At 31.6% G+C, this 11,809-nt stretch carries 6 protein-coding genes; all 6 read left to right on the forward strand.

Annotated elements, in window-relative coordinates; translation table 11 throughout:
• The first annotated feature begins 211 nt into the window (after positions 1 to 211).
• The 6 genes from ABDZ93_RS08585 (at position 212) to ABDZ93_RS08610 (ending at position 11,809) form a co-directional block, all read left to right on the forward strand.
• Complete coding sequence (locus tag ABDZ93_RS08585; RefSeq protein WP_343825534.1) at positions 212 to 826, forward strand: DUF4430 domain-containing protein; 615 nt, start codon at positions 212 to 214, stop codon at positions 824 to 826.
• A gap of 97 nt (positions 827 to 923) precedes the next feature.
• The gene (locus ABDZ93_RS08590) at positions 924 to 1,055 is read left to right on the forward strand and encodes a hypothetical protein (protein WP_343825536.1); all 132 of its coding nucleotides are present in this window, start codon (positions 924 to 926) and stop codon (positions 1,053 to 1,055) included.
• Positions 1,055 to 1,669: a hypothetical protein gene (locus ABDZ93_RS08595; RefSeq protein ID WP_343825538.1), complete on the forward strand. Its 615-nt coding sequence runs from the start codon at positions 1,055 to 1,057 to the stop codon at positions 1,667 to 1,669. Before ABDZ93_RS08590 ends, ABDZ93_RS08595 begins: the two co-directional genes overlap by 1 nt.
• Before the next feature lie 70 nt (positions 1,670 to 1,739).
• Positions 1,740 to 6,332, forward strand: a complete 4,593-nt coding sequence (locus ABDZ93_RS08600; RefSeq protein WP_343825540.1) for a synaptonemal complex protein 1 — start codon at positions 1,740 to 1,742, stop codon at positions 6,330 to 6,332.
• 26 nt (positions 6,333 to 6,358) lie between these two features.
• Complete coding sequence (locus ABDZ93_RS08605) at positions 6,359 to 10,372, forward strand: Ig-like domain-containing protein (protein ID WP_343825543.1); 4,014 nt, start codon at positions 6,359 to 6,361, stop codon at positions 10,370 to 10,372.
• 297 nt (positions 10,373 to 10,669) lie between these two features.
• Complete coding sequence (locus tag ABDZ93_RS08610; protein WP_343825545.1) at positions 10,670 to 11,809, forward strand: DUF4430 domain-containing protein; 1,140 nt, start codon at positions 10,670 to 10,672, stop codon at positions 11,807 to 11,809.

Below are 11,809 nucleotides of genomic sequence, written 5' to 3' on the forward strand. Positions count from 1 at the left end.
CATAAAAACTTTTAGAAATTTGAAAAATGACTGAAATGAAAATTATAGATAAATACATGCTGAAATAAGGGGGGATAAAATTATTGGTAAAATTCATCACATAACTATTTATAAAAAAATGATAAGAAGGTAGCAAATACTTTTATTATGATGAATTAGAATGACAAAATAAATGTTGTGTTAAGGGGATAAAAGATTGGGGAGGATTATAATGAGTAAAAAAATGAAAAAGTTTTTTGGTTTTCTTTTAGTTCTAGTTATGACCTTAGCTATTAATGTAAATGCAAATATAAATGCCTTTGCAAATGCTAATGAAACTGTTAATGTTCAGATTCAGATGAATGGAGAGACTTATATTAATGAAACCGTAAATCTTAATGATTTAAAATCTAAATTAAGTTCAATAAATTCAGATCATCTATATAGTACACAACCCTATACTAATTATGCTACCGAAGGTATAAAGACACCAACTACAGCTGATGCTTTAATTTTTGCATATAACCAATACTATATGAGTCAGGGATCAGCAGAGGTAACTCCATTACTTGATACTAATTATCCAAATACAGAAGCTGCTATTAGCTATAATTGGGATTTGAAGCCATATACTGGTAATCCAGGAATCTACTTTATTTACTTTGATGGAATGACAACTGTAGATAATGGTACTATTCAAAATTCAGATGGTACCCATACTTGGACTGGTGAGGCATGGACTTTCTATGTAAATGGAGTAAAATCAAATTCATATGCTAGTAACATCTCATTAACAGATGGTATGACAATTACTTTTAATTATGGTACAGTATCTGAGACTTGGTAAAATTAGGGGATAAAATATTTTAATAAATAATTAAGATTTATAAAAAATGATATGAAGGTAACAAATACTTTTATTAGTTTTAAGAAAACCACCTGCTATGCAGATGGAACGCAAAATGCTTATAGTCACAGTGCAAGCCACCCGTTTTACGGGTGGTTATGACTATAATGAATTAAAAGGGCAAGATAAATGTTATGTTAAGGGGATAAAAGATTGGGGAGAATTATAATGAGTAAAAAAATGAAAAAGTTTTTTGGTTTTCTTTTAGTTTTAGTTATGACCTTAGCTATTAGTGTAAATGCAAATATAAATGCCTTTGCAAATGCTAATGAAACTGTTAATGTTCAGATTCAGATGAATGGAGAGACTTATATTAATGAAACAGTAAAGCTTAATGATTTAAAATCTAAATTAAGTTCAATAAATTCAGATCATTTATATAGTACACAACCATATACTAATTATGCTACCGAAGGTATAAAGACACCAACTACAGCTGATGCTTTAATTTTTGCTTATAATCAATATTATATGAGTCAGGGAGCAACAGAGGTAACTCCATTACTTGATTCTAATTATCCCAATACAGAAGCTGCTATTAGCTATAATTGGGATTTAAAGCCAAGTGCTGGCAAGCCAGGAATCTACTTTCTTTACTTCGATAGAATGACAACTGTAGATAAAGGTACTGTTCAAAATCCTGATGGCACTCATACTTGGACTGGTGATACATGGACTTTATATGTAAACGGAGTAAAATCAAATTTATATTCTAGTAACGTTTCATTAACAGATGGTATGACAATTATTTTTGATTATGGTGCAGTATCAGAAACTTGGTAAAATTAGATAATAAAAATATTTTACAGATGATTAAAGACTTCTTTGATCATCTGTTTATTTGGGGGAGAAAATGAATAAAATAAAAAGATTTATCGTATATCTATGCGTAATGTGTATTGTTATAACAGCAATTCCTGTTAAAGTCTTTGCTAAAGATGAAGAATCTAGTAAATCTACAGAGTTAACCAGTTTAATAGTAGCATGTGGGATGCAGATGCAGAATTCAATTTCATGGAAGGCTTCACAAGCCAATAAGATAGAAGGTACAGATAATGTTTATTACGCTGATATTTCTAGTGGAACTCTTGGATTTTTAAGAATTACAGGTACTAGAAAATCAAATACAGCAAAAATTACTATTGAGGATATGACAGATCCAGAGAATAAATCTAAAAAAGATTTATCTATTAACTATGATAAAGGTTATAAACTTAATGACCAAAATAAACTAGTTGAAAATAAAGAAAATAATCCCTTCTGTAGCCTGGAAAAAAATTCAAGTATGGAAAATTTTATAAAAGCTGCCGGGGGAACCAATGTATTTAAAATAACAGTAGAAGATGGAGATAAGAAAGAAGAAAATTATTTAGTAGTTTCCTTTAAAAAATCTGCCAGGGATTTAAATAATAACTGGCCAGATAAAATTAATATATTAGATGGAAAAACTTCTAAGCCCTTAGCTGATGAATATCAATATGGCAACGAAATTATGACAAAAACTAAGGGAATCGGAGTTTGTGGAGAAGATGAAAAGTGTAAAATTCCAGACAGTACTTCATCTATAAGATTGCAATTAGAAAAATCAGTGACATCATCTAAAGATGCTTTTTATGAAGGTTGTAAAGATGGGTTTTATAGGACAAATTCCTATGAAATTAGCTTGAATGGAGGACCATGGAAACAAATTGGTGGCAATGAAATAAGTGAAGAGTTTGCTTTAAAACAAGGATTAAATATAATTCAGCTTACTACAAGTTCAATTGAAGCTTTCCAAGAACGAAGATCAGAGATACTTGGAGGAATAACTCTTTTACTATATAGAGATGGAGAAAACACCTATGAAGTTCCAAAAGGAACAGATACTTCTATAAAATCTGTAAAGATATTTCAAGGAGCTAATGATAAAGCTCATGGAACAGATAGATTTGCAGAGCTATTGTCTACTAATAAAGTTGATGAAAAAGCAAGTATTAATTTAACTTCTTCAAATCCCTATGTATATATGCAAGTAGAAACTAATGATCCAGCGGCAGAGGTATTTATACCAAATAGTAAAGTCATTGATGGAGGATACTTTTTAAAATTAGATAGTGATAAAAATGATGCAATTCCAATTAGTGTTATTCCGGCTAATGGGGATACAGGTGCTCAGGCATTGCATAATATAAACATTAACTGGCAGATTACGGATGCAATCCTAGACAAGCTAGAGGTTACTGGAGGTAAAGTAACAAAATCTTATGAGAAAAATATAAAGGATTATTATCTTATACCTGATTCCTTTGATTCTAATGTAAGTTTAAATTTTATTCCAGGAACAGGAAGTAATGTTGAAGTTTATTTAAATAGAATTGATTCTAAGCCTATTGGAGTTACAAATAATACTGTAGAAGCAGATCCTTCAAAAGTGCATCAGGTTATATTTAAGGCTACTTCTTTAGATGGATTTACAAATAATTATACTGTTGCAATTAAGAGGCCAGATTCCGAGGATACATCAGGCGATTATGAGAAGACAAAGGAAAAAGCTTCAACAATATTAAAGAACGCTATTGATGGATGCAAAAATAAACAAAAAGATAAAATGAATGAAGCATATTGGGATATTTTTGCTATGACTAGTGCTAATGAAAGCTTAGATGGATACTATGTATATGATGTAACGAAGCATAGACTAAATCAAGCTACAGATTATGCTGGTATTATTTTAGAACTAACTATGATTGGAGAAAATCCATATAATTATGGCGGTGTAAACTATGTAGAAGGACTTAAGAATCTTAGAGATGAAAAGGGGTCTTATGGACCTTTTGCCTGTAATATTTGGGCATTATATGCACTAGATGCTGCAGGATGTTATGATGAGGATTTAGTTAAAATTGTAGCTAACCAAGCATGTAGTAAGGGTTTTGATTTAGATATGCGTGGTTGGGCTCTTGCAGCAATTCAAAACCATTTAGATGTAGAAGGAGTTGCTGAAAAAAGCGCAATAGCTGTTGAAGGTATGAAGCTAAGTCAAGATGGTTCTGGTACAGATAAGGTAGCCTTCGAAAACCCTTACTATTCCAATAGTAACCTTTCTAGTCATGCTTCTGTAATAATGGGACTTACTGCTGCAGGAATTAATATAGAAGATGAAGATTGGAAGGTAGATGGAGTTTCTCCATTAGATTTAATAGAGAAACGTCAAGATGAAAATGGAGCCTTTGCATTTGAATCAGGAGATCAAGGTAACTATAATACACAAGTTATTATAGGCCTAGGAGGAGTTGTTAATAGAGATAATGTTTGGACAGCTCAAGTTCTTACTTTAGATAAGGTAGAGAAACTTTTAGCAAAAGCAAAGGAAGTTAAAACAAATCCAATAATTCAAAAGCAAATAGATGCACAAAGAGAAAAGCTGGAAGAATTATATAATAAAAACTCTGGTAATGCCCTTGGCATGGGAGAAGATTATTATGCTTTATATGATTTAGTAGGTTTAGCTGATGAAAGTTGGAAACCTAACACCTTCATGGGGACAGAGGAAGAAAAGAAGGAAGTAGAGGATGTTATAAAGCAAATTGAAGAAATTTCAGATATAAAAAAGTTAACTTATGCAGATAAAGCTAAAGTAGAATCTGCAAAAAGTGCTTACGATAGATTAAAACGTGTTCGTGTTCCAGGAAAAGAAGTTGGAATGACATTATTACAACATTATGTAAATAATAGTTATGTTTTAGATGAGGCTATTGCTTTCATTGAAAGTGAAGAAAAGCTACATAAGGAAGATGCAGAGAAGTTAACTAATGAAATTTTAAAGTATAAGGATATAGATTATATTAAGTTAGAGGATAAAAACAACATTATGGACTTAAAGCAGAAGGTTGATGGCTTAGGTGAAGAAGTTTCTAAGTGGGTTTCAGGCGAAACAGTACAGACTTTAAATGAAGCTGTTAATCGTGTTATTAATTTAGAAGTAGCAACTCCAGTTATTACGGAAATTAAGAAATTAGAAGAGGGAGTTACTATCTTAGATGGACCTTTCTTGAAGGAAGTAAGAGCTATGTATGAAGCATTAACTAAAGACCAAAAAGCTTTAGTTAAAAATTATTCCGTACTGGTAAGTTCAGAAAAGGAGTTTAACAAGCTTCAGATTGAAAATGTAGTAAATCAAATTAAGGAATTACCAGAACCAAGTAGTTTAAAGAAAATACTTGATGGAAAAGCAGAAGAAATTACAATTACTCCAAAGCAAATTGAAAAGATTGCAAAGGCTAAAGCTACATACGATGCTTTAACACCAGAGCAACAAGCTGCTATTGAAGCAATGGAAAATGGAGAGGCCTTAGTGACAAAATTATCAGAGGATGTACTCATAGCTGAGGAATATGAAGGTTATATAGAAGCATACTTAGAGCCATTAGTTGAAAAAATTAAAAACTTTAATATTCCAATGAATGCAAATCAAGTAAGCTATGCAAAGGAAATTCTTGATGCATATAACAAAAATGAAAATGCAAAGACATACTTAGATAGTATATCTGGAATAAAGGATAAAATCACTAGTATTAAAAAGGGTGTCGAAGAATGGAACGAAGCATTTAAAAAAGCTGATTCTGTTAAGAAATATTTTACTGAAGCAACTGAGAATGCAGATGAAAATTTAGTTTCAAGAGATACCATACAAGGTATTAAACTAGCATCAGAAAAATTTGAAGAGTTGAAAAAAAGTTCAGAAAGTGCAGCAAGTATTTTAGAAAATGAAGTGGCTAGTTTAGAAAGATTAAAAGATAAAATTTATGCAAAGAAAAAGCAACTTAATGAAGAGAACAAGGTAGTTAGAATTTCAGGCGATATTCCATGGGATGTGGAATTAGAAATCAAGGAAGTAGAAGATAAAAACTATGATATGTTAAAGAGTTATTTATCTAAATATAAGGATGCTTCAATGATTAAAGCAATAAGTATTGATGGTTCTGAAATAATGTCCGATGGAAGTTTAAAGAAGTATATTACTGCAAAAGGTTATGTTGCTACAATATTTACTAATGAAGATTTTGCAAATAAAAATGTTTATCTAGCTATGTTATCAAATGATGGAGTAAATATTTTAAATAGTAGTGTATCTGGTAGTGATGTTACCTTTACTATGGATGGTATTAGCGGAGAGTATGCAATAGGTGTCAAAGCTGTTAAAACAATAGGGCCATCGAATGATGATACAATTGGTGGTAATAAAGAAGGGGATATAAATAAAAACGGTGCAGATAAACAAGGAAAGACAACTACCTTGCAGCCATCAGATAAAGGTAAAAATGTAAGTAATAGTTCTGGAAAAACTTCATCAGCACCTAAAACTGGAGATGTTTTACCACAAAAGATGGGAATTATGCTTCTTTTAATTGCTATAGGCAGCAGTATATTTATTACAGCAAAAAAATGCAAGACTAATACTAGGTAGGTTTTTATAGAATTGAGGTTGAAAAAATGAAGTATAAGAAAAAAGATAGAATTAAAAAGTTAACGGCAGTTCTTTTGCTTCTATTTATGACAGTTACTACTTTTCTGGGAAATTGTAAACCTGTTTGGGCAGATTCAGAAAAGGGTATTGTAACAGTTACCGTTGAGAGATTTTCAATAGGTAAAGGATATGTAGTTGAGCCTAGTATGATATCAATAAAAGAAGGGGAAAACTATGCTTCTCTATTGAAGAGATTCTTAAATTCACAGGGATATGGGTATGATATTCCTGATACTCAATATGGTGCATATTTAGCTTCTATTCATAATGCAGATTCACAAGATATGAAGTTAAATATTCCTAATTCCATATTAAAGATGGCTAGGGCAAATGGAGATTTTACATTAAATAATAATTTGACTAATGCTTATGCACCAAAGCTATCAGAGTTTTCCTATACAGGAACTTCTGGATGGGTATATTCTATTAACAATGAATTCCCTGGCGTAGGAATTGGCAATATGTATCCTAAAAATGGTGATGTATGTAGGTTACAGTTTACTATTTATGGAACAGGAGCAGACGTAAGTGGTAAAGACGTAAGTAGTGGGAAAGTTTATTACACTCCAGCTGATAGAAGTAAATTATTATGTAAGATAGCAGAAATAAATCAAGCAAAGGATCTTTGGTTTACTATAGATGGATGTGAAGCGGCTTATGATAAAGCTATGAAGGTTTTAAATAACTTTGATGCAACTCAAGCAGAAGTGGATACAGCATTAAGTGCGCTTCCTTCTATGGAAGCTATTTATCCTAAATCTGTAGCGTTATCAGATAGTAATCTATCTATAGATATAGACGAAGAAGGTAAGCAACTTAAAGCATCTATTTATCCTAAGAACACTACTTTTAGTAAACTAGTATGGAAGTCTTCAGATGAAAGAGTAGTAAAGGTAGATGAGGAAGGAAAGCTTTTACCAGTTTCAGTTGGTGAGGCTGATATTACAGTAAGTACAATAAATGGATGTAGTGCTACATGTCATGTTGTAGTAAAGGATCGACTTTTAACTGAAGTTGTATTAAATAAGTCAAGTCTTTCTTGTGAAATAGATGATACATTTCAACTAAGTGTAGCAGAATGGATACCTGAAAATACTACAAATGAAAAAAATGTGACTTGGACAACTAGTGATGAAAAAGTTGCTACAGTATCTGAAGATGGATACGTTGTTGCTAAAAAATCAGGTGAAGTAGATATTAAAGCTACAACCAAAACTGGAATTAATGCCATCTGTCATGTGACTGTAGGAAATGGCAAAGAATTAGCAGAAGCTATGGAAAAGAAAGTTTTTGAACTTCCAAATCCTGCTGATATGAAAATAAAAGATGTTAAGGGAGTTTATGCTCTTAGAGATGAGTTTGAATCTTTAAAAGAGGAAAGTAAAGTTTATATATCTGATGCTGCAATAAGTAAGCTAAAAGCTTGTATAGAGAAAGCTGATGTGCTAACTGTAATTTCTAAAATTAATGATTTGCCTTCTATATCAGTTCTTAAACTTGAGGATGAAAGCAAAGTGCAGGAAGCAAGATCATATTACGATGCTTTAAGTAGTAAAAATCAAAAGCTTGTTGGAAGACCTTATATAAAACGGCTTTCCAAGGCTGAGAATCGTTTAAAAGATTTAAAGAAAGAAGTAAAAAATGTAGAAGATAAGATGATAAAATTACCTAATGAAGTAACATTAGCTGATATTGACTTAGTTATTTCTGTCAGAAATGCTTATGAAGGTGAGCTTACTCAGGCACAAAAAAGTATTATTTCAGAAGAAGCTAAAAACAAGCTGGCTAATGCATTAGGTAGTTTGCAATCATTGATTACAAGCGCCATAGATGCAGTAGATACTAGTAAAGAGGTTGATACTAATTCAAAGGAAATTCAAGAATTCCTTAAAGCTATAGCCTTTTATGAGGATATGGAAGGAATAATGGAAGTTCCAGAGGATACAAAAAGTAAAATTGATGCTACAGAAAAATGGATTGAACAAGCCATTCATACTTGTGAAGGTATTACTGTAGAAAGCCCTTGGTATATAAAAACTAAGGTATCAGATGTAAATGGAAAAACAGAATTCCTTAAACAGATAAAAAAGGCTTATGATTCTTCTAAAGCATCTATAGTTTTTGCAAAAGAGATTAGTTATGAGGATATTAGAAATAAATCTAATTATTCTCAAGAGAAGACTGTTGCAATTACCTTTAAGTTACCAGCAGAATATGATTCTATGGAAAATCCAAAGATATTCATGGTCAAAGATGGAAAAACTAAGGAGCTAGATACAACTTATAATTCTGAAAGTAATAATATGACTGTTCATTCTCGCTCCATTGGAAAATTGATTTTAGCTGATGTACCAGTAGCTATAAAGGATATTTCTATTTCCTCTACAGCACAAGTAGAAAAAGGTGGAACTACATCTTTAAAAGCCCATAAGCTACCTGAAAGTGCTACAGAACCTCTAGAAATTAGATGGAAGTCATCTAATGATAATATAGCTACTGTAGATAATAATGGTGTAGTTACTGGAATTAGTGAAGGTACTGTAACAATTACAGCTTCTTTAGCTAGTAATTCGCGTATTAAAGCCCAATGTAAGGTGGCAGTAGTTACAAAGGCAAACTCTCTTTCTAAAAGTGTTGAAGACATTTTAAATGAAACAAGAGGATATATTCTTTCTATTGATGAAAATCCTGCAAAGGGTAGTGAATGGTTTGTAATAGGTTTAGCAAGAGGTGGAATGGACATAAATAGTGATTATTTTAATACTTATTACAATCATATGGTAAATTACTTAAAAGAGAAGGATGGAAAGCTAACAGATACAGTTAAATATACTGAATACTCTAAAGCTATTACTGCTATGACTGCCATAGGAAAAGATGCTAGGAATATTGGAGGATATAATTTACTTGCTAACTTAGCTGACTTTAATGAGATTAAAAAGCAAGGAATTAATGGATCAATATGGGCTCTTATTGCTTTAAAAACAAATCCAGATTATGTTATTCCTGAAGTTTCTGGAGTATCAAAGCAGACCACAGAAGAAGTATTAATAGATTATATTCTTTCGGATCAAAAAAGTGATGGAGGATGGAATTTATCAGGAAAATCAGGTGATGTTGATTTAACAGGAATGGCATTACAAGCTCTTGCGCCTTATTACAATAAAGAAGGAAGAGAAAAAGTAACTGTAGCAATAAATAAAGGACTTTCATTTTTAAGTAAAAATCAGCTAGAAAATGGAGGATTTGCTACTAGTGGTGTAGAGACTTCAGAATCTAATGCTCAAGTTATTACTGCTCTTTGTGCTCTTGGAATTGATCCAGAGACAGATCATAGATTTATTAAAAATGGTTATTGGTCAGTGGAAAATATACTTAAATATCATATATCAGATAGTGGGTTCATGCATGCAAAAGTTGGAGCAGGCAATAATGGTGGTGCTGAAGCAGGTATGGTTGATGGAATGGCAACAGAACAAGCTTATTATGCGTTAGTTGCTTATAACAGATTAAAAAATAAAAGAACTTCTTTATATGATATGTCAGATTTATCTATAAAAGCTGGTGGTAGTGGAGATAATTCAGGCACTGGAATTAACAATGAAAAATCTGAACCTGAAGTAGAAGTGAATAAAGTTGAAAATAATATATCCAGTATTTTAAGTAAAGCTATAGAGGGAAAAAGTGTTCCAAAAGTTTCAAAAACTACTGATAATGCGAAGAAAAAGGATAAGAAAAGTGTAGATAAAAAGACTACGAAAGATTCCAAGAAAGATGAAGAAGGTTGGAATTTTACAGGTGAAGAATATGAAGGCAGTGAGGATTCTTTAGATGCTGGATTGGAAGAAAAAGTAAATAAAACTGAAGATACAAGGGTAAGTTCAAATAAAATACTTAAAGAACATTTACCATATTCCCTTTGTATTTTATGTGGAGCTGCAGTTGTAGGTGTATGCATTTACTTTAAAAAGAAAAAGTAATAATTTTAAAGTAAGGCATCTTCAAAAAATAAATAAGTCAGAATGCTCGTCTATTTCGTGTTATACTGCGTCAGCAGAACCCTTAGATAGTGCTATTATCTGCGGAACCTGTTTCCTTGTCTAACTCAAAATATACTTCTCATCTTTGACTTATTATTTATTTTCAGATGCCTAAGCTAATTCTCATGTATAGAATTATGGAAATTGCTCGTTAAAATGTATTTTTATATGTAAGAAATATGCTGAGCATTAGTGTATTTCTTACATATAATTTATTTTCGCAGGGAGGAAAATAATATGCGCAAAACTTGGTTAAAAATAATTGCGTTGTTAATATGTATAGTTTTTTTTATTACTGGTTGCAGTAAACCTAATAGTAAGAGGAATAGTAATAATGATAAAGACAAGCAGGGCATAACAGTATCAGAAAAAAATATCTTATCGGAAGATGGTATAGTATCAGAGGATATTATGTCAGGAATATCTGGAGTAGATAAGGTTTTTTCTTTTGAAGGAATGGATAGTAGTGGAATTAAGTACACTTGGTTTTATGATGGAAAAAAAGTTCAAAATCCTATAGAGCAAAAGTTGAAAGTAGAATTTTCTAAGGAAAATTTAGATGATATAAAAATTGCAGCTAATAATGCTACAGTTGGACTAGAAATGAAATTTGATAAAATGCAGTTGGCAGCTCCAGTACAATTGAGCATTATACTTACAGAAAAGTGGGATGCTGATAAGGTTTTGCTTTGCAAGTATATCGATGGCAAAGTTCAAAAAATGGAGGATGTTAAGATTGAAAACACTAATAATGGAGATAAGGAATGTACTAAGTTAACTTTTGAAGTTAGAGAAGCTGATGGTACTTATTATTTATTAGGCGGTAATACAAAAAAGACATCGGACAAAGAAGTAAAAAGTGAGGAAAATTCACAAAAGGAGAAAAGTGAAAACTCAAAAGAACAGGCTAGTGTAAAAGAAAAGTCTGATGATAAAGCAAGTGTTTCTCCAAGAGATAATTCTTCCCAAAAGTATACTTGTACAATATCCATTGAATGCGGAACAATTTTAAATAATAGGAATGATTTGAACAAAAATAAAGCTGATTTTGTTCCATCTAATGGTTGGATTTTAGGAAGCAAAACTGTGGAATTTACTCCAGGAGAAACGGTTTATGATATTCTTGGAAGAGTATGCAAGGAATCTAATATACAAATGGAGGCAAATTTTACCCCTATGTATAGTTCCTATTATGTAGAAGGTATAAATCAACTTTATGAATTTGACTGTGGGAGTTTATCAGGTTGGATGTATAGGGTAAATGGTTGGTATCCTAATTACGGATGCTCTAAATATGAAGTAAATGATGGAGATAATATTGAGTGGAAGTATACTTGTGACTTAGGAAGAGATGTTGGAGGATATGTAGGTGAGTGA

This window comes from Clostridium subterminale, assembly GCF_039521425.1.
GTDB classification, from domain to species: Bacteria; Bacillota; Clostridia; order Clostridiales; family Clostridiaceae; genus Clostridium_J; species Clostridium_J subterminale.

Coding starts and splice junctions, on each gene's coding strand:
- ABDZ93_RS08585 (WP_343825534.1), top strand. CDS start 212: ATGAGTAAAAAAATGAAAAAGTTTTTTGGTTTTCTTTTAGTTCTAGTT.
- ABDZ93_RS08590 (WP_343825536.1), top strand. CDS start 924: ATGCAGATGGAACGCAAAATGCTTATAGTCACAGTGCAAGCCACCCGT.
- ABDZ93_RS08595 (WP_343825538.1), top strand. CDS start 1,055: ATGAGTAAAAAAATGAAAAAGTTTTTTGGTTTTCTTTTAGTTTTAGTT.
- ABDZ93_RS08600 (WP_343825540.1), top strand. CDS start 1,740: ATGAATAAAATAAAAAGATTTATCGTATATCTATGCGTAATGTGTATT.
- ABDZ93_RS08605 (WP_343825543.1), top strand. CDS start 6,359: ATGAAGTATAAGAAAAAAGATAGAATTAAAAAGTTAACGGCAGTTCTT.
- ABDZ93_RS08610 (WP_343825545.1), top strand. CDS start 10,670: ATGCGCAAAACTTGGTTAAAAATAATTGCGTTGTTAATATGTATAGTT.